The sequence below is a fragment of the Methylocystis sp. Se48 genome (genome assembly GCF_056269425.1).
Map to the genome: position 1 here is coordinate 2,527,576 of NZ_CM149850.1, position 24,718 is coordinate 2,552,293.

At 61.7% G+C, this 24,718-nt stretch carries 23 protein-coding genes; 10 read left to right on the forward strand and 13 right to left on the reverse strand.

Going from position 1 to position 24,718, the window contains the following annotated elements:
• The first annotated feature begins 181 nt into the window (after positions 1-181).
• From ACV959_RS12450 to ACV959_RS12465, 4 genes are all read left to right on the forward strand, one after another.
• Positions 182-2,323 carry an acyltransferase family protein gene (locus tag ACV959_RS12450; RefSeq protein WP_475736905.1) on the forward strand — a complete coding sequence of 714 codons (2,142 nt, stop codon included), beginning with the start codon at positions 182-184 and terminating at the stop codon, positions 2,321-2,323.
• A 31-nt stretch (positions 2,324-2,354) separates the two neighbouring features.
• Entirely contained in the window at positions 2,355-2,699 is a 345-nt protein-coding gene (locus ACV959_RS12455) for a hypothetical protein (RefSeq protein ID WP_475736906.1), read from the forward strand.
• 627 nt (positions 2,700-3,326) lie between these two features.
• The gene (locus tag ACV959_RS12460; protein ID WP_475736907.1) at positions 3,327-3,983 is read left to right on the forward strand and encodes a sugar transferase; all 657 of its coding nucleotides are present in this window, start codon (positions 3,327-3,329) and stop codon (positions 3,981-3,983) included.
• A 125-nt stretch (positions 3,984-4,108) separates the two neighbouring features.
• Positions 4,109-6,100 carry an acyltransferase family protein gene (locus ACV959_RS12465; RefSeq protein ID WP_475736908.1) on the forward strand — a complete coding sequence of 664 codons (1,992 nt, stop codon included), beginning with the start codon at positions 4,109-4,111 and terminating at the stop codon, positions 6,098-6,100.
• 355 nt (positions 6,101-6,455) lie between these two features.
• On the opposite strand, the gene ACV959_RS12470 is transcribed toward ACV959_RS12465, so the two are convergent.
• The 3 genes from ACV959_RS12470 to ACV959_RS12480 are packed head-to-tail and all read right to left on the reverse strand — an operon-like array spanning position 6,456 to position 8,789.
• Positions 6,456-7,178: an SDR family NAD(P)-dependent oxidoreductase gene (locus ACV959_RS12470; protein ID WP_475736909.1), complete on the reverse strand. Its 723-nt coding sequence runs from the start codon at positions 7,176-7,178 to the stop codon at positions 6,456-6,458.
• Positions 7,178-8,557, reverse strand: a complete 1,380-nt coding sequence (locus ACV959_RS12475; protein WP_475736910.1) for a class I adenylate-forming enzyme family protein — start codon at positions 8,555-8,557, stop codon at positions 7,178-7,180. Before ACV959_RS12475 ends, ACV959_RS12470 begins: the two co-directional genes overlap by 1 nt.
• The gene (locus ACV959_RS12480; protein WP_475736911.1) at positions 8,541-8,789 is read right to left on the reverse strand and encodes a phosphopantetheine-binding protein; all 249 of its coding nucleotides are present in this window, start codon (positions 8,787-8,789) and stop codon (positions 8,541-8,543) included. Before ACV959_RS12480 ends, ACV959_RS12475 begins: the two co-directional genes overlap by 17 nt.
• A 110-nt stretch (positions 8,790-8,899) precedes the next feature.
• Between ACV959_RS12480 and ACV959_RS12485 the strand changes: the two genes are divergently transcribed.
• Positions 8,900-9,769, forward strand: coding sequence for a GNAT family N-acetyltransferase (locus ACV959_RS12485; RefSeq protein ID WP_475736912.1), 870 nt, complete (start codon positions 8,900-8,902; stop codon positions 9,767-9,769).
• A 7-nt stretch (positions 9,770-9,776) separates the two neighbouring features.
• Positions 9,777-11,450, forward strand: coding sequence for a thiamine pyrophosphate-binding protein (locus ACV959_RS12490; protein WP_475736913.1), 1,674 nt, complete (start codon positions 9,777-9,779; stop codon positions 11,448-11,450).
• Positions 11,451-11,498: 48 nt separating this feature from the next.
• On the opposite strand, the gene ACV959_RS12495 is transcribed toward ACV959_RS12490, so the two are convergent.
• Genes ACV959_RS12495 through ACV959_RS12510 form a run of 4 tightly spaced genes read right to left on the reverse strand, consistent with a single transcriptional unit; the run spans position 11,499 to position 15,102 of the window.
• Positions 11,499-12,401, reverse strand: coding sequence for a branched-chain amino acid aminotransferase (locus ACV959_RS12495; RefSeq protein ID WP_475739659.1), 903 nt, complete (start codon positions 12,399-12,401; stop codon positions 11,499-11,501).
• An 11-nt stretch (positions 12,402-12,412) separates the two neighbouring features.
• Entirely contained in the window at positions 12,413-12,877 is a 465-nt protein-coding gene (locus tag ACV959_RS12500) for a cupin domain-containing protein (RefSeq protein ID WP_475736914.1), read from the reverse strand.
• Between the two features lie 40 nt (positions 12,878-12,917).
• On the reverse strand, positions 12,918-13,841 hold the full coding sequence (locus ACV959_RS12505; RefSeq protein WP_475736915.1) for an amino acid--[acyl-carrier-protein] ligase: 924 nt from the start codon (positions 13,839-13,841) through the stop codon (positions 12,918-12,920).
• A gap of 34 nt (positions 13,842-13,875) precedes the next feature.
• Positions 13,876-15,102 (reverse strand): acyl-CoA dehydrogenase family protein, encoded by a 1,227-nt coding sequence (locus tag ACV959_RS12510; protein WP_475736916.1) that lies wholly within the window; start codon positions 15,100-15,102, stop codon positions 13,876-13,878.
• Positions 15,103-15,309: 207 nt separating this feature from the next.
• Between ACV959_RS12510 and ACV959_RS12515 the strand changes: the two genes are divergently transcribed.
• Positions 15,310-15,561, forward strand: coding sequence for a phosphopantetheine-binding protein (locus tag ACV959_RS12515; RefSeq protein WP_475736917.1), 252 nt, complete (start codon positions 15,310-15,312; stop codon positions 15,559-15,561).
• 37 nt (positions 15,562-15,598) lie between these two features.
• Here ACV959_RS12515 and ACV959_RS12520 read toward each other — a convergent pair whose 3' ends face one another.
• Together ACV959_RS12520 and ACV959_RS12525 are read right to left on the reverse strand one after the other, a co-directional pair.
• Positions 15,599-16,546: a homoserine O-acetyltransferase/O-succinyltransferase family protein gene (locus ACV959_RS12520; protein ID WP_475736918.1), complete on the reverse strand. Its 948-nt coding sequence runs from the start codon at positions 16,544-16,546 to the stop codon at positions 15,599-15,601.
• Positions 16,543-17,856 carry an O-acetylhomoserine aminocarboxypropyltransferase/cysteine synthase family protein gene (locus tag ACV959_RS12525; RefSeq protein WP_475736919.1) on the reverse strand — a complete coding sequence of 438 codons (1,314 nt, stop codon included), beginning with the start codon at positions 17,854-17,856 and terminating at the stop codon, positions 16,543-16,545. Before ACV959_RS12525 ends, ACV959_RS12520 begins: the two co-directional genes overlap by 4 nt.
• Positions 17,857-18,084: 228 nt before the next feature.
• Here ACV959_RS12525 and ACV959_RS12530 point away from each other — a divergent pair, with 228 nt between their 5' ends.
• Positions 18,085-19,854: a long-chain-acyl-CoA synthetase gene (locus tag ACV959_RS12530; RefSeq protein ID WP_475736920.1), complete on the forward strand. Its 1,770-nt coding sequence runs from the start codon at positions 18,085-18,087 to the stop codon at positions 19,852-19,854.
• A 24-nt stretch (positions 19,855-19,878) separates the two neighbouring features.
• Positions 19,879-21,045 carry an amidase gene (locus ACV959_RS12535; protein ID WP_475736921.1) on the forward strand — a complete coding sequence of 389 codons (1,167 nt, stop codon included), beginning with the start codon at positions 19,879-19,881 and terminating at the stop codon, positions 21,043-21,045.
• A gap of 21 nt (positions 21,046-21,066) precedes the next feature.
• Here ACV959_RS12535 and ACV959_RS12540 read toward each other — a convergent pair whose 3' ends face one another.
• The 4 genes from ACV959_RS12540 to ACV959_RS12555 all read right to left on the reverse strand — a co-directional run bounded on the left by ACV959_RS12540 (position 21,067) and on the right by ACV959_RS12555 (position 23,867).
• Positions 21,067-21,495, reverse strand: a complete 429-nt coding sequence (locus tag ACV959_RS12540) for an arsenate-mycothiol transferase ArsC (RefSeq protein ID WP_475736922.1) — start codon at positions 21,493-21,495, stop codon at positions 21,067-21,069.
• A gap of 64 nt (positions 21,496-21,559) precedes the next feature.
• Complete coding sequence (locus ACV959_RS12545) at positions 21,560-22,039, reverse strand: UPF0262 family protein (RefSeq protein ID WP_475736923.1); 480 nt, start codon at positions 22,037-22,039, stop codon at positions 21,560-21,562.
• Position 22,040: 1 nt separating this feature from the next.
• The gene (gene hisD / locus ACV959_RS12550; RefSeq protein ID WP_475736924.1) at positions 22,041-23,342 is read right to left on the reverse strand and encodes a histidinol dehydrogenase; all 1,302 of its coding nucleotides are present in this window, start codon (positions 23,340-23,342) and stop codon (positions 22,041-22,043) included.
• Positions 23,343-23,396: 54 nt separating this feature from the next.
• Positions 23,397-23,867, reverse strand: coding sequence for a DUF2948 family protein (locus tag ACV959_RS12555; protein ID WP_475736925.1), 471 nt, complete (start codon positions 23,865-23,867; stop codon positions 23,397-23,399).
• A gap of 197 nt (positions 23,868-24,064) precedes the next feature.
• Here ACV959_RS12555 and ACV959_RS12560 point away from each other — a divergent pair, with 197 nt between their 5' ends.
• Entirely contained in the window at positions 24,065-24,712 is a 648-nt protein-coding gene (locus ACV959_RS12560) for an FABP family protein (RefSeq protein ID WP_475736926.1), read from the forward strand.
• The last annotated feature ends 6 nt before the right edge of the window (positions 24,713-24,718 follow it).

A 24,718-nucleotide genomic window follows, 5' to 3' on the forward strand; every position in this document is an offset into this window, starting at 1 on the left:
TGAGCCCGGAGCCCGCCGGCGCGAAATGGATACTCTCTGCAATCATGCCGATCAAGCAACCGGCGAAACGCCGGCCGATCCTGTCACGATCGAGCCGGCCCTCCATATTGCCCGGCCCGGCCTCCCGCACTTCTGTGCTAGAGATCGGCTTCCCGAGCGCAATGAGGGGGCAGGATCGCGCATGTCGACAGAAACGGTTGGCAAGGTCGGACATTCCGTCGCACATTGCGCGCCGGGTTCGGGCGCGCCCGCCGGACGCTACAGGCCGGATATCGATGGGATGCGGGCGGTCGCCGTTCTGGCCGTCATCGTCAATCACTTCGGCGCCGATTTTCTCCCCGGGGGCTTCCTCGGGGTCGACATGTTCTTCGTGATTTCCGGCTTCGTCATCACGACATCCCTCCTCGACCGGGATCACGACAGGTTCCCCGTCCTGCTCGTCGATTTCTATTCGCGGCGGATCAAGCGCCTCCTGCCGGCGCTGATGCTCTGCGTCCTCGTGACGGGACTGCTCGGGGCAATCTTCATCAATCCGGAGTCCGCCGGCTTCTCCCACTCGATGCGCGCCGGCTTCTTTTCCCTGCTGGGCGTTTCGAACATCTATTTCTTCACAGAGGCGATCGACTATTTCGGCCTGTCGGCGAAGCTGAATCTATTCACGCACACCTGGTCTCTCGGCGTGGAGGAACAGTTTTACGTGCTGTTCCCTCCCCTGCTGTGGCTCGCAGGGCGCCTTTCCCGGCGGACGGATAAGCGCGCGACGCTCCTTTCCATTCTCTGCGTCTTGACGGTCCTCTCGATCGTCTCCTTCGCATGGCTGAACAGCGTCATGCCGGACGCCGCCTATTTCCTGATGCCGCCGCGCTTTTTCGAATTGAGCGCGGGATGCCTTGCGGCTATTGCGCCCGCGTGGGCCGCCTCGAAGCTCGACCGGCGCGCCGATACTCTGTCATGGCTCTCGGTCGCGCTGCTTTTCGGCGCCTTTTGCGCGTCCGCCGATCGACAGGCCGTCACGACGCCGCTCGTGGTTCTCGCCTCTGCGGCGCTCATTCTGACGAGTCGCCCGACAGGCGGCCCGTATCGCCTGCTGACGAACAAATGGGCGCTGTTTGTCGGTCTCGCTTCATATTCCCTTTATCTCTGGCACTGGACCGTTCTCTCCGTCAGCCGGTGGACGATCGGGATCGACTGGCGCACGGCCCCGTTCCAGATCGCAGCGATCCTGCTGCTCGGAACGGCCAGCTACGCTTTCGTCGAGCGCCCTCTGCGGCGCGCGCAGTGGTCGAGGCAAAAACTCCTCACGATCGCCTACGGCCTGACGGCGCTCGCCGCCTCGGCCTTTACGATGAACAAGCTGAATACGACGTTCAAGGGCGCGCTTTACGCCGGTTCGCCGGCGGAAATGGCCGCGAAAGGCGTGCTGACCCTGTTCGACGAAAAATTCTACGCCGGAAAAGTCATCTGGCGCCCGCGTCCCTGCGTCCTCTCCTCGAACGACGAGGTCGGAAAAAAGATCGACGCCGACGCTTGCGCTCTCGGCGGACCGACGCAGGCCAGACCGACCTTCCTCGTTATCGGCAATTCGTTCAGCGCGGCTGAATTCGAAATGTATTCGGCGCTTTACGAGAAGGGCGCCGGGAAAGTCGTCGCAACCTCGTCCTGGGGCGCCGCGCCCGTGCCCGAGGTCAAGATCGATAATCCATGGACGCTGGCGAACCAATATTACTGGAGCGCCGTCATCCCGGACCTGAGCGCGCAGCTTCGCGCGGGCGATGTGCTGGTGATGATCAACGACCTTTCCACCTTCACGCCCAAAGCGATGACGCCCGCGGAGGAAGACAGCCTCGCGCGTCTCGAAGCCGGACTGAACAGGATCGCAGGAGAGATGCGCGGCAGGGGAATCAAAATCGTCTTTCAGTCGCACAATCCATTTATGCGCGAATCCGGTTGCACGCCCGACATCGCCAAACCGCAATGGTTCAATCTCTCCGAACGCGCGGGCTGCGTCTACTACACGAAGGCCGAGTCCCTCCAGCGAATGGCCCGGCTTCACGCCACGCTCGACAGGGTCCGTCGAGCGAACCAGAATTTTTTCCTGATGGACCTGTTCCCCGTCCTCTGCCCCGGGAACATATGCGGCTTCTTCAATGACGACCGGACGCCGCTTTATCGCGACGAATGGTCCCATATGAGCGTCGAGGCCGCTTATCTCGCCCGCCCGATCTTTTTGCAAACGGTTCAAAAAGCGCGCGATTCCTCGGCAGACCCGCCTCGAACGGGGGACGCGCCGACCAGCGGGGAGCCGGCCGGGGCTGCGCCCTGACGCAGAGCCTTCCCGCGCGGGCGCCTGCGTGATGAGCGCTCGACAGCCGCGGGCATGGCATAACAAGGAGCAACGCCATCAAACGCCCGCCCGCCATGATCCAGCCCACGGGCATCCGCTTCTCCGTCGCGCCTGTGATGGATTGAAGAAAAAACACAATATTTCATATCTTCGAGTCGCCACGCGCAGTTCGCGCGCATTGACTGTTCGCCTTTTCTTCTTCCACGATTACGCGCGCAACGCCGCGCTGTCGCGCGATCGAATCCTGCTCGCCCGCGCTGGTGCTGGAACCAACGATGCGCTGACATCGCAAGTGGACCTGTCACCGGGAGCCGACCAAACCTGCGTGCGTCCGTTCATCAACTGCGGGTCATAATTTTCGGCGCCCGCGAGCAGCGCAGAAGTGAAACGATTGTCGGCGGCCTCGGCAAACTTCTCCCGAGAGTTTGTGAAGATCGGCATGTAAGAGCCTGTTTGGAAATTCACGGGTGAGCATTTCGACGGATGCGGAGGCCGCCCATGGCGACGTGACTCAAACAATACGGCCTCCGGCAAACCCGGGGCGGTTCAGACCGAAATTTCAAACAGGCTCTGAGAAGCACTTATAGAAACTTTTCATCGCCCAAGTTCTTTGCATCGCAAACCTGGTTGTTCCTGCTTCTCTCGCGCCAAAGGACATCTTTGGCGCTCGCCGGAGCCGTTCACTCGCGCGCGGCGCCGCTCCGGCCGTGCAATTCTCGCAAGCCTTCGGCGCTCACTATCGAATTCCGCACGAACTAAAGTACAGCTGCAGCTTCTGCATGGCTCGATCCGGAGCTTTCGTCCGTTTTTTATTTTATCGATTACGGAACATCCCTTGGACGTCGAGCGTTACTTAAAGGGCGGGAATCGCAAGCGGCCCGACCGCAGCGAGCCGCGCCCAGAAATCCTTTCAAGGTCCGGGGATTCTATTTTGTCGAGCGTGTCCGAGTCGCATAGATCAACGAAAATCTCTCCTGCGGAATTGGCGCTCAAGCGAGCGCTGGACGTCGCCGGCTCCGCCGTCGGCCTGTTGTTGCTTTCGCCCGTCTTCTTCCTCATCGCGCTCGCCATAAAGGCCGACAGTCCCGGGCCGGTATTTTTCAGGCAAACGCGCGTCGGGCGCGGCGGCGAACCGTTTCAAATCTTCAAATTCCGCTCCATGACCGTCGCCGCGCCGAAACTCGGTCCAGCCATCACCACGCGCGACGACAATCGCGTGACGCGCGTCGGCGCCTTCATCCGCAGATGGAAGCTCGACGAACTTCCCCAGCTTTTGAACGTCCTCGCCGGAGACATGTCCCTCGTCGGTCCGCGTCCGGAAGTCCCAGAGTTCATGTCGAGCTACACGCCAGAGCAGCGGGAGGTGATCCTGTCCATGCGGCCCGGCATGACGGATTATGCGGCCATCATCTTCCGCGACGAAAGCGCGCTTCTGTCGAGCCGTGAAAATCCGGCCGAAACGTACCGGCGCGAAATCATGCCGATCAAGTTCGGGCACTACGAACGTTATGCGCGAGATATGTCCCTTGCCACAGATGTCAAAATCATCCTGGCGACCGTCTCGATTATCGCTTTCGGGCGCATCCCCGCGATCCTGGGCATCGAACCGGCCGGGACAAGCGCCGACGCCGCGCAATAATCGGGGGAACTGCGCTGAACCCCGGCTTCGGGCGTTCGAATAAAGACGTCGTCCCGCCCGATCATTGATCTTCCGTAGATTGAGCGCGGTTAGCACCGACAGGCCCGGGGGCCCGAAAGATGAACATGAACGTCAAGATCGATGGCGCCGATGCGGCGCCCTTCACGGCGGTCGGCTACAGGCCAGACATCGACGGTCTGCGCGCCATCGCCGTCGTTTCGGTCGTCATTTTCCATTTGTCCCGTTCGACGCTGCCCGGCGGCTTTCTCGGCGTCGACATGTTTTTCGTGCTTTCCGGCTTTCTCATTACCTCGATCATCTGGCGCGAGGGCGCAGGGGGCGACTTTTCGATCGTCAGATTTTACGATCGCCGCATCAAGCGCATCATGCCGGCGTTGTTGCTCTTGCTCTTGTTCACGAGCGTGTTCGCCTATCTGATCCTGCTCCCAGCGGATCTCATCGGCTATGCGAAGAGCCTTCTCGCCACCCTCGCCTTCTCCGCCAATTTCTATTTCTGGCGCGACACGAGCTACTTCTCGCGCATGGCGGAGGAGAAGCCGCTTCTCCACATCTGGTCGCTGGGCGTCGAGGAGCAGTTCTACCTTCTCTTCCCGCTTCTGCTCGCATTCCTCGCGCGGCGCTGGCCGCGCGCTGCGCTCCCGACGATTTTGGCCCTGACGGCCGTCTCGTTTTCTTTGAACCCGATCGCTTACAATCTCGGGCTCGAGGGGGCCGCCTTCTGGCTGCTTCCCACGCGCGCATGGGAGCTTGGCGCAGGCGCAATTCTCGCGCTTCTGCCAGCGTGGTTTTCTCCGCGCCGGCAGACTGGCGCAGCGCTCGGCCTTGCAGGCGCGCTGCTGGCGCTCGCGGGAATCGCTTATCCCTTCAAGGCGCTTGCGCCGTTGCCGGTCGCCCTTCCTGTCGTCGTCGGCGCGGCATTGGTCATTTACGCAGGGTTTTCGAAAGCTTCGCCCGTGAACCGCGCCCTCAGCGCACGGCCCCTCGTCTTCGTCGGACTGATTTCCTATTCGCTCTATCTGTGGCATTGGCCGATCATCGTCTTCGGCCAGTATTATCTCGTTCGCGATTATACGCTTGCCGAGAAGCTTGCCGCCGCCGCTGTGATGTTCGTCGCGGCGGCCGGGTCATGGCGTTTCATAGAGCGGCCGTTTCGCAGCAAACATATGCCGGTTCGGACGAGCCGTATGGCCGCTGCAGGCGGCTCGGTCGTCTTCGTCAGCGTCGCAACGGCCCTTCTCGCCTATCAGGGGTTCCCGAACCGCTTGAACAAAGAGGCCGCCGTCATCAACGACGCCGTCGGGGCGATGTATCATTGTCCATTGTCCAACTACCGAAGCCTCGGCTCCGCGCGCGTATGTCCGATGACGGCAGGGTTGACGAACCCGGCCGACGCCGAAGTCGTCCTGCTCGGCAACTCGCATGCGCTGATGTACGCCCCCGTCTGGGCCTCGCTTTTCGGCGAACGCGGGCGCTCCGTCCTTTTGATCCTGATGAATGAATGCCTGCCGACGACGCAGGTGAATCTTTCCTCCGTATGCAAGGACGTGGCGAAGGCCAATCTCGGCGAAGTATTATCGCTCGCTCGGGCCAAAATCGTGGTTCTCGGCCTGACATGGTGGAACGGCGCGCGACTCCAGAACGCCGACGGCCAAACTGTCGAAGGCAATGGAACGCCTGAATTGACGGCCGCCATCGACGACTTGATCGGCCAGCTGCGCCGCGCCGGCAAGCAGGTGATTCTGACCGGTCCGACCGCGCAGCCGCATTGGGATGTGCCTTCGGTCATTAGCAGGCAGATCGCCTTCGGCCGCCCGTTCGACCGCAAGCCCTACCTTCCGCTCGCGGATTTCAACCAGCGCTTCGGAAGCGCCATTCGCCATTTCGAACAAAGGCGGGACATCGGCTTCGCGCGGCCTGACGTCGTCCAGTGCTCAGGCGAACGCTGCGAGTTTCTGCTCGACGGCAGATCACTCTTCGCTGACGGAAATCATCTGGCCGAAGCTGAGTTGTGGCGATATCGCGCGCCCTTCGAACGCGCCCTCGAGTCAATCGACGTTCCGCCGAAAAAGACGCCGACGGGCTCGGACTGGCGGTAGAGCATACGCCCGCGGCGAGAGAACAACCCGATCTGCGTCAGATAAAAAAACAGCCCGCGCCTTTACATCCGAGGTCGCGAGCCGTCTCTTTGCCGTCGGCGCATCTGCGCCGCCGAAGGGGTGGAGCTTCGGATCGGGACGTCACGCCCGGCCCGGAAGATCGTTTGCTCATCGTCGGCGATTATCGTTAACAAACAGTTAACGCACAATCAGGCGGCATGGCGGAAATGGACCGCTTTTTGGCGGGTCTCGACCTGTCCCACGCCGACCGGCGCGATACAGTTTTGTTCAGCTGGTTATCCAGGTTCCCCCCTCGGAGCTCGGTTCTCGGATCGGGCTCCTTTTTTTAAATTCCTCAAGCCGTCGCGCCAGCGTCGATGGTGATCACGGTCCCTGTGATACTGCTCGCTTTGTCGTCGAGTAGAAAAGAAACCGCGTTCGCCACATCCTCGGGCGCTGCAAGCCTGCGAAGGGCCGCCCGTCCTGCAATCTTCGCGCGATCCTCCACGCCCAGCGACGCGGTCATCTCGGTCTCGATGAACCCCGGCGCGACGGCGTTCACCGTGACGCCCATACGGCCCACCTCGCGCGCGAGCGATTTCGTGAAGCCGACAAGCGCCGCCTTCGTCGCGCCATAGACTGACAAACCGCTGTAACCAGTCGACGCGATGATCGAGGAAATATTCACGATGCGGCCAGAGCCAGCAGACATCATGTTCCGAACGACATATTTAGACAAGATGATCGGAGCCGTCACATTGACGCGCGTGAGCATCTCGATCTGAGAGTTGTGCATGGTCGCCAGGAGCCCTTCCGTGCCGAGCCCCGCATTGTTGACGAGGCCGTAGGGCGCGCCGAATTCCTTCTTGAGCGCCAGCACGAAATCCGGGATCGCGTCGATGTCGGAAAGGTCCAGCGTGGAGAAGGAGAGCGCGCCGTCGCTGCGGGCGATTTCCTCGCGCAACTCGTCGCTTTCGCGTCGCGCTACAGCAACGACCCGGTACCCCTCCGAAACAAGGCGTCGCGTGATGGAAAGCCCAATTCCCCGGCTGCCGCCCGTGACGATGACGTTGCGCATCACGCCCGCCCCCGCATCAGCTTGCCGCCCGCTGTGAGCGCGAGCGCGGGAACAAAGTCAATCGTCACAGGCGTCTTGTGCCGCTCGAGGCGCATGCGGCATGCCGAGAGAATTTCATCCTTCACCGCCTTCTTGAACTCCGGCGCGGCCTCGGGTTCCTTCAAAATCACCTGGGCCACGATGAGGTCGCCGGTAATCGGATTTCGCCGCGCCCTGACAAGCGACATGCGCACCGCATCATGCATATTGATCACCTGCTCGACCTCTTCCGGATGCACTTTCAGGCCTCCGACATTGATCGTGCCCGCGCGGCGGCCACGGAAGTAAATTCTGTCGCCGACGCGCTCGACGAGATCGTCCGTGTCGACGAAACCCTCTGCATCCGAAAGCGTCAGATCGTCACGTCCGACGTATCGATGCGCGGTACGCCGGGATCTGAGACGCAAGGAACCATCGACGACGCGCATTTCCACATCTCCAACGCCATCGAGGTAAGAAGCGGGAAACCCCTCTCTCCCATCCGTGACTTCGAAGCCCACGCCGGCCTCCGTCGAGGCGTAAGCGTGAACGATGCGCGCGCGCGGAAAAGCGGATCTCAAACTGTCCAAAATCGCACGATCCGCAATTTCTCCCGAAAGGCGAATATACGAAGGTGAAATGCGCGCAGCCTCCGGACTCATCAGCAGACGACGCCAATGCGAAGGCGTCCCCGAAATATGCGTAACGCGGGCTTCGGCCATTCTTGCGACATGATCCGCAAGCGGCTCATCCGAGTCCGTCAGGACCAAATCGGAACCGCTCGTCGCCGCTCGCAAAAAAATCTGCATGCCGCCATATCGGCGAATGTCGTAGAAGGTCGACCAAACCGCGACAGGAGGCCCGCTTACGCGCGGCTGAAACGCGCCGAGAAGCCCTTCGAGACGATGCGCGACGAGTTTTGGCGCGCCCGTCGTCCCCGAGGTAGGCATCACCCATTCCGTCGAGACCGGCTCCGAACGCCTCTCCTTTTCCGGCGACAAATCTCCGACCACGAAGCGCGGCAGATCAAAGCCGAAGTCCTTGGTCTCATCGCTACAAACGATTGCATCGACATTTGCCTGGGCGATCGCTGAAGCTATTCGCTCCGTCGAAAAGTCCGGCGGCGCAACGACCATCCGCGCGGCTAATCCATCGAGCTCCAGCATCGCCAAAGCCGCCGCAAACTGCGAGGATACCCAGATCAGGACCGAGCGTCCGGCAAGCGCGTCGCGTCTTCCGTTCAGCGTCGTTCCAGTTATCGCCTTATGCCAGGAGACGCTCGCGCGGGGACCCGCAAGGCGCCCACACGACTCCAGCGTCGCCTTGCGCGCCAGCTCCGCCAGTTCAAGCGGCTGCGACATTGTCATACAGCGCGACGAAATCCGCGAAGGTCACCGGGAAATAAACCTCCTCCGACGCGGTGAAGGGATCGACGCCGAGCCTGTCCTCCAGCCGCGCGACGATGATTGCGAAGCAAAGCGAGTCGAGTCCGGAGGATGCAAGGACGGCGTCGTCGGTCAGCGGCGCAAGCGTTTTCTCCTGCTCGGCCGCGACCTCTTCCATAACGGAAAGCACTGTTAACCGTATGCTCATTGGCGGCTGCCTCTTCATTGTCGGCTAAGAATGACCTATCTATTTTTGTGTTCAATCCGCAAGTATTTCGCCGCAGAATGGTGAATGTTCATGACGCCGAATAGTCCCCGATGACCAAAGACGCATCCCCCCGCATCCGCTGCCGCATGATCGCCGAACGGGACATGCCCGCCCTCTCCCAACTTCTCGCGCGCGGGTTTCCGGAGCGCACGATCGGCTATTGGGCCAAGGCGCTCGATATCCTGGCGCTTCGCGATGCGCCGGAAGGCTATCCGCGCTTCGGCTATCTTCTGGAGCACGATGACGCACCCGTCGGCGTGATCCTCATGATCTTCACAAGATTCGGCGAAAGGCATATTCGCTGCAACATCTCAAGCTGGTATGTCGACGAGGAATATCGTGGATACGCCTCCTTGCTGATCGCGGCCGCCGTCCGCTACAAGGATGTCACATACGTCAATATTTCTCCCGCGGCGCATACCTGGCGGGTGATCGAGGCGCAGGGCTTTCGCCGCTATTGCGACGGCCAAATGCTCGTCGTTCCCGCGCTTGGAAAATGGGCGCCGAAAGCGAGGGCCCGCCCCTTCGACAAGCGCAAGGATTACGGCGACGCGCTGACACGACAGGAGCGAGACCTGCTCGTCAGCCATGTGGACCACGGTTGTCTTGCCTATGTGGTCCAAGAAAAGCGCGAAGCTCATCCCTTCGTCTTTCTGCCCCGCCGCGTCCTCAAGGGATTCTTCCCCACGCTTCAGCTAATGTATTGTCGCGATATTTCCGACTTCCAGCGTTTCGCCGGTCCGCTCGGCCGCGAACTGCTCCGACTCGGGCATCCCACGGTTCTCGTGGACGCCAGCGAACCCCTCGCCGGACTCATCGGAATCTATATGCGTGATCGCGGTCCCAAATATTTCAAGGGCCCGGACAGGCCGCGTCTCGGCGATCTCGCGTTCTCGGAAATAGTTTTGTTCGGACCATGAGGCCAGCGTGAAAGCCGTAACTGAAACATCCGCCGCCCTGGCGCTCGTCGACCATCTGCGCGCCAATGGCGTGGATCACATTTTCTGCGTTCCCGGCGAGAGCTATCTCTCGGTTCTGGACGCCTGCTACGAACGCGGAATGACGCTCACTGTCTGCCGCAACGAGGCAGGCGCGGCGATGATGGCCGACGCTTACGGCAAGGCGACGGGTCGTCCCGGCATCTGCTTTGTCACGCGCGGCCCCGGCGCCGCCAACGCCTATGCTGGCGTCCACATCGCGCAGCACGACTCGACGCCGATGATCCTCTTCATTGGGCAGATCGAGCGCAGTAATCGCGAACGCGGCGCTTTCCAGGAAGTCGACTATCGCGCCATGTTCGGCGGCCAGACCAAATGGGCGGCCGAAATAGACGACGGCGCGCGCATCGGCGAATACGTCTCCCGCGCCTTCCACGTCGCCCTTGGCGGACGGCCAGGTCCGGTTGCGCTCGCGCTTCCCAAGGATATGCTCGAGGAACGCGTTTTCTCCCGGCTCTGCCCCGCGGCCGCCACTGTCGAAACCGCGCCTGCGGCCGACGCAATCGATGCGCTCGCCGGTTTGATCGCGAAGGCGGAGCGCCCCTTCTTCGTTCTCGGCGGAACCCGATGGGACGAAGAAGCGTCGCGCCGCATGATGGCCTTCGCGACCAACTTCGAGATCCCTGTCGCAACGAGCTACAGACGCCTGCCGCTCTTTGATTCCATGCATGAGTGCTATGCGGGCGATCTCGGCCTCGCAGCAAATCCGAGGCTCGTTTCACGCGTGCAGCGGAGCGATCTCTTCGTGCTCGTCGGCGGGCGTCTCGGCGAAATTCCGTCGCAGGGATACAAGCTCTTCGATATTCCCAATCCAGCTACAAAATTCGTACATGTCTATCCGCAAGCGGAGGAGTTCGGCCGCGTCTATGCACCGACGCTCGCCATACATGCATCCCCGAAGCCTTTCGCGGCAGCCCTTTCGACGCTCACGCCGCCCAAAAGCCGCCCTTGGTGGGAAGAGACCCGCGTCGCGCATCGCGAATATCTCGAGTTCTCCAGAAGCTACGCACCCTCGGCCGATGTGGATCTCGCACAGACCATGATTTGGCTGAACGAAAACCTGCCCCGGGACGCCATCATCTGCAACGGCGCGGGCAATTATGCGTCATGGATACACCGCTATTTCCGATTCCGCCGCTTTGGCTCTCATTTCGCTCCGACCTCGGCGACGATGGGTTATGGCGTTCCCGCCGCTGTCGCGATTCAGCGGCTCTATCCCGAGCATCTCGTCATTTCATTGAACGGCGATGGCGATTTTCTCATGAACGGGCAGGAATTCGCGACAGCCGTCCAGTATCAGCTTCCGGTCATTGTCATCGTTTGCGATAATGCCAGTTATGGCACGATCCGGATGCATCAGGAGCGGAGTTATCCTGCCCGGGTCATCGGCACCGATCTGCATAATCCCGATTTTGCGGCTTACGCGCGCGCCTTCGGAGGCTTCGGCGTCCGCGTCGAAAAAACCGCTGATTTCCCAGCCGCATTCGACGCGGCAAGGAGATCCGGGCTTCCCTCGATCATCCACGTATTAATCGATCCGGATAGAATAACGCCCACCGCAAACCTCTCGACCTTGCGGGCCGAAGCGTTGGCGCGCAGTTGAAACGCTCTTCCGACGTGGCCAAAGCCGCAGGCTCACGGAAACCGATCCTCACGCCGCACGCGGCGAAACAACGGCGGCGCGGCTGTGGGCAAAGTCCCAATAAAGCGCACGCGCGCGCTTGTACATCGGACCTGGCTCCAGAAGACGGTCGTCAATCCGCGACATCGGCGCGACCTTCTGGAAATTTCCGGTCGAGAAAATCTCATCCGCTTTCAGGAAGTCTTCATAGGTCAGCGTCGCTTCAACAACCTCGACGCCATCCGCGCGCAACAGCCCGATCACGCGCTGTCGCGTAACGCCGTTCAGGAACGTCCCATTCGCAGCGGGCGTGAAGACCACGCCATCGCGTGCAAGGAACGCGTTAGAATTCGCAAATTCCGCGATATTGCCCAGCATATCTCGCATCAGGCAATTGTCGAAACCACGGCTCCCCGCCTCGATCAACGCACGTGCTCCATTTGCATAATGGCAACTTGCTTTCGCGCCGACCGGCGCGGTCTCCCCGCTTGGCCGACGAAACGGAGACAAAGTTACAGCGCCGCCCTTCGGCGCAGGCATCGGCGCCTCATAAATCGTCAAACACCAATTCGTCGAGGACGGATCGAATTTAACGCCGCCTCCGAGACCATCTTCGGCCCAGTACATCGGCCGAATGTATAGCTGTGCGTCCCGCGTGAACCGGCGCAATCCGTCGTCCACAAGCTCCCGCCATTCGTCAACCGTGACGACAGGGTCGAGCAACATCTCACGGGCGGAATTGTTGATGCGAGCGAGATGCAACTCCAGATCAGGAGTCACGCCCTCGAATGCGCGGGCGCCGTCGAAAACCATGGAGCCCAGCCAGGCCCCATGTGTTCTTGGGCCCAGGATCGGGGTGTTGCCGTCATGCCATTCCCCCGCGAAAAATGTCCAGGTCTGCGACACGGAGCGAAACACAACTGGCGACGGCATTCCAATCTCCATCAGGCACCGCTGAACATTGCCGGCGCATCGGACGTCCGTCCCCCGACCCCGGCCATTTTCGCGAGTTTTCTCATCACGCGAGCGGCAAACATGATCGGTCGGGGCACCGGATTTCGGCAGAATGCTACCTTGCGGACATATGACTCGACGCACCAGACAGCTTGCGATCCCGCGCGGAACAGCGCATGATCCCCTGGCCCGAGCCGATGCTCGAGGCCCTCGTCGTCGCGCACAATCACGCAACCTTCAAGGATATAAACCGTCTCGTCGACGTCGTAATGCCAGTTGAAGACGCCAGTCGTGCAATCCCACAACAGAGTGCAGGCGCTGCCGTCAATGCTGCGCGAGAGAATGAAATTCCGCGCAACGGGCTTTCCTTCGATCACCCAGGCCGGATTGACCGGACAGGGCTGCATTTCCACCTTGTCGGCCCCCGAAAAAACGATCTTATGATTCGGTGTCATTTGCATCTCGCTGTTCCTCTATGCCGGCAACCAGGAAAAATCACGGCAAGTCCAGAAGCGACTGAACGCCCTCAGGCCATTCCTCGACGTAAAGTCCATGTGTCGCAAACAATGCAATCACGAGACGATCTATTCCAAAGGCAACGCACCCGGAATGCGCTGCCTCGCCCGCTTCGTCGTAAATTTCCCAAGTCTTGCCGAAGTGATCCCTGTGATAATTGAAGCTCATACACGCCGTCGGGGTTCCGCCGAACCGCACAGGAATGAGCAACTCGAATTTCAGCGCCTGCTCGATCTGGTTCGCAGCCATCAATTGCCCGACGCGTCCGAAAAACGGATCGCTCGCGCGATCGAATGAGTAGGGAAGCTGCAAATCATTCACGAGTTTTTCGGCCCGCTTCATCCATTGCTCGCGGAAGTTTGCAATTTGCGCTGGGGCTCCGATACGAACGAACTCCCTCATCCGGAAGGATTGAAGACGATCCAGGTCGCGTGATGGTTCATGACGGAAGCAATCCGCCGCGACATCGAACGTCAGACCGTCGTCCGGAAGCGCGCCACGTCTTGAAACCAGCGGATAAACCGGATAGCAAGCCGCAGGACTCAGCACCAGATTCGCCGCCGTCGTCTCGGCCGTCCAATCGCCTCCCTCTTTGGCTCGCGCGACGGCCGCTGAAACGTCCGCCTCCGTGCCATGAAGGCAGCATACGCAACCGAGCAGTTGAGGAAAGCTGTTCAGATACCCCTGCTTTTCGAGTTGCCGAAGGCTCATTACAGGAGGGAATCGCAAAACCTCCGCCTCTTCAGGTCTATGGCGCGATATCAATCTCTGAAGCGAATCGACGACGTCCTCGTATCGGCGCGTTCTCGCATAAACGCCGTCGACGCCCATCGGCCGGAAGAGATGATCAAGCAACGTCCCATCGTCAGGCCGCTTTGCGGGCGATCGCAACTCGATAGTCATCTTCGTCTCGCTCCCTGAACGTCCCCGATCGATTTCAACGCGTACGCACGATCGACTCCGGCACGCCGCCAATGAGACACGATGACGCGACATTCGTAAGAATTCTATTATTGTTGATCATTACCGACGATGAGAGAATGTCTCTCAGCGGCCGGGCGATGCTGAATTCGCTGTCGTTGCGATAGCCGGCGATGCCACAGGCGTTCAGGGCGTGCATGACGGTCGAGATCGCCGTCTCCGAAGCGCTCACCTTCAAAAGATTGAGAGACGTCTGGAACCCGATTTCCTCCAATGCTGCGTCATTTCCGACGCGACTCATATAATCCGCGACGGCGGCGTCGACGAGATTGACTAGCGTCATCAGTGAAAGAGACGCCTGCGTGGCAAAAGGCGCTCCCGGCGGCAGCGTTCCCTTTGCCGCACGCGCCACCTTCCTCACGAATCCTTGCGCCCGCTCGACGGCTCCCGCCGCAACGCCCGCCCAGCATGCCGCCCAGAGCAAGTGGGTCACCGGCACCATGCTGCGCCGATGAATCCTGTCGTAAGACTCGCTAAGAACTTGCTCAGCGTCTCCCTCGGCGACGAGTTGGAAGCCCTCGCTGCATGTGCCGCGCATCCCCATGACGTCCCAATAAACGGTGCGGTCGAGCCTGTAGTCTCCCTTGAAGAAGAGCGCCAGCACCTGGTCGTTCGGAAGAGAGTCCGGCGACCGGCGCGCGGTAGTGACGATCGCATCCGCCGCCGCACCGTAAGAAACCACCGACGCGTCGCGATTGAGCGAAATGCGGCCGCCATTCCGAACGATGGCGGAAGCGCTCGAGCGTACATTGGCTCCGTTCTGTCCCTCGGTGGTGGATGAGGCGAGAAGCATCTGCTCTGCGCCAATTCGTGTCAAATAGGAGCTATAACGGTCGCTCTTGTCCGCATGGTTGACGACACAGGCGACGTTGGCCGAATGCATCGCATAGATCATCGCGGTCGATGAGCAAACGCGACCAAGTGCGTAGCAGACCTGAGCAACCTCCGCGACGCTACGGCCTTCTCCGCCATGGACTTCAGGAAGCAGGATGCCGAGCAAACGTTGTGCCCGCAGTTCGTCAAAAGCCTCGCCGGGAAAGCGCGCCTCCTGATCCGCCGCATCGGCGTATCTAGCCGCGACAGCGACCGCCGCCGCAACCCGCGTCGCGAAATCATCATCCCTCTGATTGGCGCGCGCTTCGAACTGCGCAATTTTTTGTGCTGTCGCCATGGTTCGCCTCATTCGAGGAGCGCGGTATGCGCGATTTTGTTCTCCATGAGACTAAGCGCTAAATTTGAAATAAGCCACGTTGTTCCTCAAATTGCCGAAGTAAAGGTTAACCTATACAATTATAACGTTAATTGACGGATGGATCTTTACCGCGGATATCCAGGATTCTAACTCTTTGAAGTTCACAACACGGCGCCGCCGAAGGACAGGATAGCGAAAATGCTGGACATGCCGAGGGTTCAAGCCTCCGATCGAATAAACGCCATTGTCGCCGAATTCCTTAGGGATGCGCCGATAGTGCGCCCTGATCAGGATTTGCAGGAACTCGGCCTCACCTCAATGCAGATGGTGAATCTCATGTTGTCGATCGAGGCGGAATTCGATGTCACGATTCCGGCGTCAAAACTGGTTCCGGCCAACTTTCGAACGATTGAGAATATCGAAGCGCTTGTCCGCGATCTTCGCGCCTAAACCACACGCGGCGCCAAACGCGGCGCCGCTTTTCTGCTCAGGCGATTTCGCGCCATACTCCCGTTCTTTCCGAAATCACTCGCAACCAGTCACGATAGAGAGCGATCGAATGATCCCGCCACCGCATGTCGCACGCCTGCTGCGATAGCACAGCGGAGAGCCGATCCGCCGCACATACTTCATCGCCTGACATCACGGCGATCCGCAACGCGTCCAATTCTTCTGAAACGGCCGGACTGAAGTAATTGGCTGGCTGCTCCGGATAATCAGAGCGTTCGCCGCCGAGGTAGCGAAGAACGTCGCGGCGATACTCCTTCAGCAAGGTCTCTGCGTCATACTCGGGATGCCCCTGAAGAAAAACGAAGAGACTCGGCTCCTCACGCCAGAATGTATCTACGCCGACCTCGGTTGAAATTGAAGCGATCGTGAACCCTTTTGCCTCCAAGGCGTCGGGTCGGAGCCCGTTGTGCCGTGAGTGAGGCACGAGCGCGGCGCCTTTTTCCGTTTGCCCGGCCCAATGTTTCCGTACGGGCTCGAAGGCATAAACTCCGCTCACCTTTTTCCGCATCCGCTCCCGCTGAACGCCGGAAAGATGCAACACCGCCGCATGCGCTGCAAGACACGACCAGATCGTCGAAGCCGTATGCGTCGCCGCCCAATCCACCAGCGTTTGTAACTGCGGCCAATAGGGCTCCTGGTCGAGACGCGCGGCTCTGGGTTCGCACCCGGTGACGATCAAGGCGTCGGCCCCGCGACGATAGAGCGTCTCAATATCTTCGTGATTGCGCGCGAGATAGCGCCGCGCTGTTTCGCTTCGCTCCATTCCGGGAAGCGAATAGCATCTCCATCGGATTGCCCGTCCTTCGGCGCCCGCGCGAACCAGTCGCGCGAACTGCGTCTGAGTCGCCGCGAGCGCCTGATCGGGCATGTTGTTGACGAGCGCGATCTCCAGAATCTTGTCCTTGCGCGACGCCGGTCCGGTCATAGCGCAGCCTCCGTGAGCTTCGACGTCCGGGGAGCGCTTGCCGCCGCCGCGAGCGCGCGGTCGAGATCGTCGATGATGTCGTCGATATGCTCGATGCCGATGCTGAGGCGGAGCATCTCGGGCATTACGCCCGCTTTTGCCTGTTCTTGCGGCGACATCTGCCGATGCGTGGTGGAGGCCGGATGACAGGCGAGCGACTTGGCGTCGCCGATATTCACGAGTCGCTTGATGATCGAGAGCGAGTCGTATGCGCGCTTGCCGGCGTCGAGACCGCCTTTCACGCCGAAAGTCAGGAGCGAAGGAACGCGACCGCCGAGGTATTTCTGCGCCAGGCGATAGTAGGGGCTTTCCTGAAAGCCGGCGTAATTGACCCAGGCGACGCGCGGGTCGTCGCGAAGGAACTCAGCCACCTTGCGCGCGTTTTCGACATGGCGTTCGACACGCAGAGCGACGGTTTCCAGTCCCTGTAGCAGGAGAAACGCATTGAAGGGCGACAGCACGGCGCCGGTTGTTCGCTGATAAACGCTGCGCGCCCTTGCGATGTAGGCGTTTTCTCCGAAGCGCTTTGCGTAAACGAGTCCGTGATAGGACGCGTCCGGCTCGTTGAATGTCGGAAAACGTTCGGGATATTTCGTCCAGGGAAATCGGCCGCTATCGATAATGATGCCGCCGAGCGTCGTGCCGTGTCCGCCCATGAATTTCGTCATGGAATGAACGACGATGTCGGCGCCGTGCTCGATGGGTCGTAACAGAATTGGCGTGGCGACCGTATTGTCGACGATAAGCGGAACGCCGTGGGCGTGCGCCACTGCGGCGAGCGCTTCGATATCGCAGATATTGCCCGCGGGATTGCCGACGCTTTCGCAAAAAACGGCCTTTGTTTCGCGGTTGATCATCGCTTCCATGTCGGCGGGCGAGCCGCTCGCGGCAAATCGCACCTGTACGCCCTGGCGTCCCATCACATGCTGGAGAAGCGTGTGGGTCGCGCCATAGAGCGTCGGCGCGGCGACAATGTTGCCGCCGCAGTCCGCTACATTAGCGAAAGAGTAGTAAAGGGCCGCCTGCCCCGTAGCGACCGCCAACGCGCCGACGCCTCCCTCCAGCGCCGCGACGCGGCGCTCAAGGATCGCCGTGGTCGGGTTGGCGATCCGGCTATATCGAAAACCCTCCTCCTCGAGATCGAAAAGCGCGGCGGCGTGATCGGCGCTCTCGAACTCATAGGCCACAGTCTGATAAATCGGAACGGCGACAGAGCGGGTCGTCGGATCGCCTTCATAGCCGCCATGCACCGCGATTGTTTCGTTACGCATGTGATCTTTCTCCCGCGGCGCCCGCCGCCGTGGCCTGCGCCGGGCATTCTCGTTCCCGATGCAGATAAATCGTCTAAACATTTAAGGGGCTTTCCCAGACGCTGCGATGAAAAGCGCGTCGTAACCCTAACAAGGGACGATTCTTTCCTCCGGATTTTCTGGGGATTATCGGATATGGTTGATCGACGGCGCACTTGCGGCGCATAAACCAATTTCCGGTGATCCAAGATGACCCCTTCAGAAACGGCCGTCCAGGCGCCCGCACCGGGGCGATCGGTTAACAAGGACTGGCTGCGTGCGCTGAAACTCACTGCGCCGATCGAACAAAATCCGCTGCGCACGCTGGCCGTCGCATTCGACGAGATTGTCGTCCGGCGCGGCGACGCTCCGGCGCTTCTCAGCGATGGCGGCGGATTCACCTTTCGTCAACTCGCGGAGCGTTCGTTACGCTACGCGCGCTGGGGACTCGCGCAGGGGTTCGCCAAAGGCGACACGGTGGCGCTCGTCATGGAGAACCGGCCGGACTATATCGCGATCTGGCTTGGCCTGACGCGCATCGGCGTTGTCGTCGCATTGATCAACAACAATTTGAGTGGCGCAGCGCTGGCGCATTGCATCCGCGTCGCCTCACCGCGCGTTGTTTTTTCCTCCCAAAGTTGCGCTCTGCCTTGCGTCGAGGCGTTGCGGAGTTCCGACGATGCGCGCCTCGTCGTCTGTGACGACGCGCTGGAAGCCGAATTGGCGGCGCAATCGATCGCGCCGTTGGAGTTAGCGGACAATGTGCGACCAACCCTATCGGACCATGCGCTTTATATTTACACTTCCGGCACAACCGGCCTTCCGAAGGCCGCCATCGTCTCGCACCGGCGCGTGATGAATTGGGCGTTGTGGTTCTGCGGCCTGGTCGACGTCACGCCCGACGACCGCATGTACGACTGCTTGCCGCTCTATCATTCCGTCGGGGGCGTCGTGGCTGTCTGGGCGACGCTGCTCGGCGGCGGATCGGTCGTGCTGCGCGAGCGTTTTTCCGTCTCTGCGTTCTGGGACGACATCCGCCGCTATGATTGCACTTTGTTCCAATACATTGGCGAACTCTGCCGTTATCTCGCGCATGCGCCAGCGAGCGAAAGCGAACGGAAGCACAGGTTGCGCATGGCGATCGGGAATGGACTGCGTCCGGAAGTGTGGTCCATTTTTCAGGAACGCTCCGGCATTCCGCGCATTCTCGAATTCTACGCCGCGACGGAAAGCAATTTCTCGCTCTACAATGTCGAGGGCGAGCCCGGCGCCATTGGCCGCATCCCCGCGTTTCTCGCGGCAAGTCGCGCCGTGAGCCTCGTCAGATACGACATGGATAATGACGCGCCGCTACGCGCGGACAACGGCTTGTGCATTCCCTGCGCCACCGACGAGCCGGGCGAGGCGATCGCCCGCATCGCCAATGATTTCGAAGGCTATCTTGATCGCGCAGCGTCGGAAAAAAAGATTCTGCGCGATGTTTTCCGGCGGGGGGACGCCTGGATGCGAAGCGGCGATCTGATGCGCCGTGACGCGCGCGGTTTTTTCTATTTCGTCGATCGGGTCGGCGACACTTTCCGCTGGAAAGGCGAGAATGTTGCGACGGCGGAAGTGGCGCAGGCGATCGCGTCTTATCCGGGCGTACAGGACGTCACCGTTTACGGCGTGGACGTTCCCGCCCGCGATGGCCGCGCCGGGATGGCGGCGCTCGTCGTGGACGACAGCTTCGACATGACCGGACTGCGCGCGCATCTCTCCGCGCAATTGCCCTCTTACGCGTGGCCGCTGTTCCTGCGTCTTTCCCGCAAGCTGGAGGTCACGGAAACGTTCAAGCATCGCAAGCGTGAACTTGCGGTTCAGGGCTTCGACCCGAGCGCCATCGACGAGCCGGTCTTTTTCGCCGCTCCCGACCGGCCGATATATGAGGCCTTGGATTCGGCGCTTTATCGGCGAATAATTGCCGGCGACGTTCCACTTTAGCGCGACATGCGGGGAGTTGCGGCGATGAATGTCGATCTCGGCGCGTTGTCTGTCGTACTCAATGAAGAGTTGGAGGGCGCGGGGCCTCTTTCCGGCGCGACCTTCGTCGTCAAGGAAAACATCGACGTCGCCGGGCAGGTCTCCACCAACGGCCATCCGCAATGGGCGGCGACGCATCCGCCCGCGCGGGCGAACGCGGCCGTCGTCGACAGGCTCCTCGCAGCGGGCGCACGGCTCGTCGGTAAGGCGCATATGGACGAGATGGCTTACAGTCTGCTCGGCGCCAATCCGCATTTTGGAACGCCGATCAACCCCGCAGCGCAAGATCGGCATCCCGGCGGCTCCTCGTCCGGTTCGGCCGTCGCCGTCGCCGCCGGCCTCGTGACCTTCGCGCTGGGGACGGATACGGCCGGCTCCTGTCGCGCGCCCGCGGCCTTTTGCGGCGTTTTCGGCTTCCGCTCCACGCATAGCGCGATTTCCGTCGACGGCGTCGCGCCGCTCGCGCCCTCCCTCGACGTCATCGGCTGGTTCGCCCGCGATCTCGGCTGCATGGCGGCCGTCGGCGATGCGCTATTGCCGCCCGACTCCGGCGCGGAGGACTACGAGGAGGCCGTGCTGCTGAGCGACGCTTTTCGCGGCGTCGAAACGGAATTCGCCGCCGCCGCGGCGCCCGCCATCGACATGCTGAAAAGCGGGCCATGGCGCGAGGGCCGGCTCGACGACGATTTCCTCAAGACGGCGCTCGCGCATTTTCGCAATCTTCAGGCGCATGAAGCCTGGGCCTCGCACGGCGCCTGGATCGGCGCGAACCATCCAACCTTCGGGAAGGGCGTCGAGGAGCGCTTCGCCATCGCCTCGAAAGTGACGCTCGACCAGAAGAAGGCGGCGCTGGCTTTCGGCGAGGAGGCGAGGAGGCGCATCGACGCGCTGCTCGGCGACAAGGGCTTTCTCGTCATGCCGACGGCGCCCTTCCGCTCGCCGCTCCTCACCGAGAGCGAGGAGCAGCTCGACGCCAAGCGCTACCAGATGATGCGGCTCTTCCTCATCGCCAGCTATTGGGGCCTGCCGCAGATCAGCCTGCCCCTGCCAACGACCGAAGCGCCGGTGGCGCTGTCCTTCGTCGGGCGGGGCGGGACGGACCGCAAGCTCATCGCGCTGGCGCAGCGCTTTTGCGCCAAGATGAAAAAATAGTCCGTCGCATCGTCCGCCCCGTCACCTGCCCGGCGCGAGCAACTCCTTGATTCGCGACGTCAGCCGGTCGCGCACGTCGCGATAAGCGGAAAGAATCGCCTCGCGCGAGCCCTGCGTCGCGGTGGCGTCCGGCGTCGGCCAGTAAACGACCTCGACCGCCATCGTCCGCGTAAACTCCAGCGCCTTGTGATGCGCTTCCGGCGAGAGCGTGACGATGAGGTCGAAATTAGAATCCTCGAGATCTTCGAAGGTGTGGGGCCTGTGGCGCGACATGTCGACGCCGATCTCGTCCATGGCGGCGACGGCGAAGGGATCGGGCTCGCCGCGCTTGATGCCGGCGGAGGCGAAATAGATTTCGCGGCCGAAATAATGCCGCGCTATGGCCTCGGCCATAGGCGAGCGCACCGTGTTCATCGTGCAGGCGAAGAGGACGGATTGCGGACGGGGCATTGTCGCTACCGCGTTTTCATCGCCGAAGAGGCGTCGACGCCGGCGGAAAACGCCGCCATCCGCCTCACCCCTTCCAGTGCAGGGCCGTGATCAGGGTGAAGAGCCGCCGCGCGGTGTCCTGATCGCAATCGATCTTGCCCTTGAGCCGCTCCTGCAGCAGCTGCGCGCCCTCGTTGTGCAGGCCGCGCCGACCCATGTCGATCGCCTCGATCCGGCTCGGCGTCGCCGTGCGGATCGCCGCGTAATAGGCGTCGCAGATCATGAAATAATCTTTGAGAATGCGCTTGAACGGGGTCAGCGACAGAATGTGCGTGACAACGCTGGCGCCCGCCTTGTCGCGTATATCGAAAACGAGCTTCGCGTCCATCAGCGAAATCGTGAGGGCGTAAGGCCCGCCGTCGTGGCCGACGAGCGTGAAGCTGTTATCCTCAATGAGATCGTAGATCGCGATCGCGCGCTCGTGTTCCTGATCGGCCGAGCCGCGCCCGATCGAATTCTCGTCGAGCGTGACCGAAATCAGGCGGTTGTGAGCGCTGGCGTCCACGCTAGGCCCCGAGAGAATTGAGACGGATCGAGACCGAGCGCGCGTGGGCCTGCAGTCCCTCCGCGTCGCCGAGCGTGACGGCCGCGGCGCCGATCGCGCGCAGCGAGTCTGCGTCGCATTTCAGGATCGAGGTGCGCTTCACGAAATCGAGCACGCTGAGGCCGGAGGAGAAACGCGCCGAACGCGCCGTCGGCAGGACGTGATTGCTGCCGCCGACGTAATCGCCGATCGCCTCCGGCGTATAGCCGCCGATGAAGATCGCGCCCGCGTTGGAGACGCGCGCGGCGAGCTCCTCCGCTTCCACGCTGATGATTTCGAGATGTTCGGCGGCGATGCGATCCGCGAGCGGCAAGGCCTCCGCGAGCTTTTTGACGAGGATCACGGCGCCGTAGTCGCGCCAGGAGGCGCCGGCGATTTCGGCGCGAGAGAGCGTCGCGAGATGCCGCTCCACCGCAGCGACGGTCGCGTCGGCGAGCGTGGCGTCGTCGGTGATGAGGATCGACTGCGCGGATTCGTCGTGCTCCGCCTGCGCCAGCAGATCGGCGGCGATCCAGTCGGGATTCGCGGTCTTGTCGGCGAGGATCAGGACCTCGGACGGTCCGGCGATCATGTCGATGCCCACCTGGCCGAAAACGCGGCGCTTCGCGGCCGCGACCCAGGCGTTGCCGGGGCCGACGATCTTGGCGACGGGGGCGATGGTCTTCGTGCCATAGGCCAGCGCCGCCACCGCCTGCGCGCCGCCGATGCGATAGATCTCATCGATGCCGGAGCGCTTCGCGGCGGCGAGCACCAGCGGTTCGACATGGCCGCCCGGCGTCGGAACGACCATCACGATGCGCTTCACCCCCGCGACCTTGGCGGGGACGACGTTCATCGCCACCGAGGACGGATAGGCGGCCGTGCCGCCCGGCACATAGAGGCCGACCGAATCGAGGGGCGACCAGCGCCAGCCAAGTTCGACGCCCGCCGCGTCGCGATAGCGCACATCCTCGGGCTTCTGCTTTTCGTGGAAGGCGGCGATGCGCTCGAGCGCGAGATCGAGCGCCGCGAGTTGCTCCTTCGAGCAGTTGGCTTCGGCGGCCGCGACCTCGGCGGCGGACACGGCGATGCCAGTCTGCGACAGGTCGATGCGGTCGAAGCGTTTGGAATAGTCGATCAGCGCCTCGTCGCCGCGGGCGATCACGTCCTCGATGATGCCGCGGACTGTGTCGTCGACGTCCTGTGACGATTCCCGCTTCATGGCGAGCAGGGACACGAATTGCTGCTCGAAATCAGGGGCGGCGGCGTCCAGGCGCAGGGTCATTTCCATCTCCAACCGGGGTGACGCGGTTGTCATGACCCTTGTGGAGCGTTTTCGTCAAGTTTGGTAATGCGCGTCGTGGGTCGGACGCGACGCCGTCCGCCAGCGCGGGCCGATGTCGCAAAGCTGCGCCTCCACGCATTCCACATCGAGACAAATCGCCGCGCCGCCCGCGAAGGTCAGCCGGATGGTTCCGCCGGGGGCCTCCGGCCCGGGTTCGAATGTGACGGCGAGAAGGACGAGGATCACATCCGGCTGGTCGCGCGAGACGCGGTTGCAGCGCACGCGCTGCACCCCTTCGAAATGCAGCCCCGACCGGCAGCGTTCGAGCCGCCCCTCCATCTCCGCCGCCCAATCAAAGCGCGAGCCGACGAGCGCAAAGCGGCGCTTGGCGGGCAGATAGGCGATGTCGCCGACGCGCACCAGCGCGTCCTGAAGATGCGCGGAAAGAAGCGCGAGATCTTCGCTGTCGAGCGCATGCAGTCGCAGCGCGGGCGCCAGAGTAGTGTCGAGCGGGGTTACGGCCATGCTGATCCTCCCTCTCCCGCGATATGGCGAGAGCCGCAGAGGGACGCAAGTCCGACGAACCCCCTCGACATGGGTCGTGCCGCGCCCCCTTCGCGCGCCCTTTTCGATCGGCTGGATTTGTGGCCTCATTGCTGACGAAAACATTGGGGGGAAACTCGTGGACGAGGCGCCCGAGCACACGCAAGGAAGGACATCGCATGACGGAGCTTTACGCCGCCTATGGGCGGGACATTTTCACCGAGCCGGCGGATGTCGACAACGATACCTTGAGAAATCTCGGACCGCTGCGCCCCATGGCCGGCGTCTGGCGCGGCGTCAAGGGCGTCGACGTGAACCCGAAGGCCGATGGGCCGCAAACGCAGACTTACATCGACCGCATCGTGCTGGAGCCGATCGACCCCCAGACCAACGGGCCGCAGCTTTTTTACGGGCTGCGCTACCATCAGCATGTCGTGAAGCCGGGCGAAGTGGAAACCTATCACGACCAGGTCGGCTACTGGCTCTGGGAGCCATCGACCGGCGTCATCATTCAGACGCTCGCCATTCCGCGCGGCCAGACGGCGATGGCGGTTGGCAAGGCGGACCCCGATGCGACGGAATTCGAACTCGTCGCGACTCGGGGCGTGACGACCTATGGGATTTGCTCCAATCCGTTTCTAGAGGAGGCGTTCAGAACGGACGAGTATCGAATCAGGGTGGCCGTCAACGCCGATGGCACATGGTCCTATGACGAAACCACGACGCTGATGGTCAATGGGGGGACGCCGTTCAAGCACACGGATCGCAGCACGCTGGTGAAGCTCAGCGACGCAGGCCCCAATCCGCTCGCGTCGTCGCACGGTTAACGCATC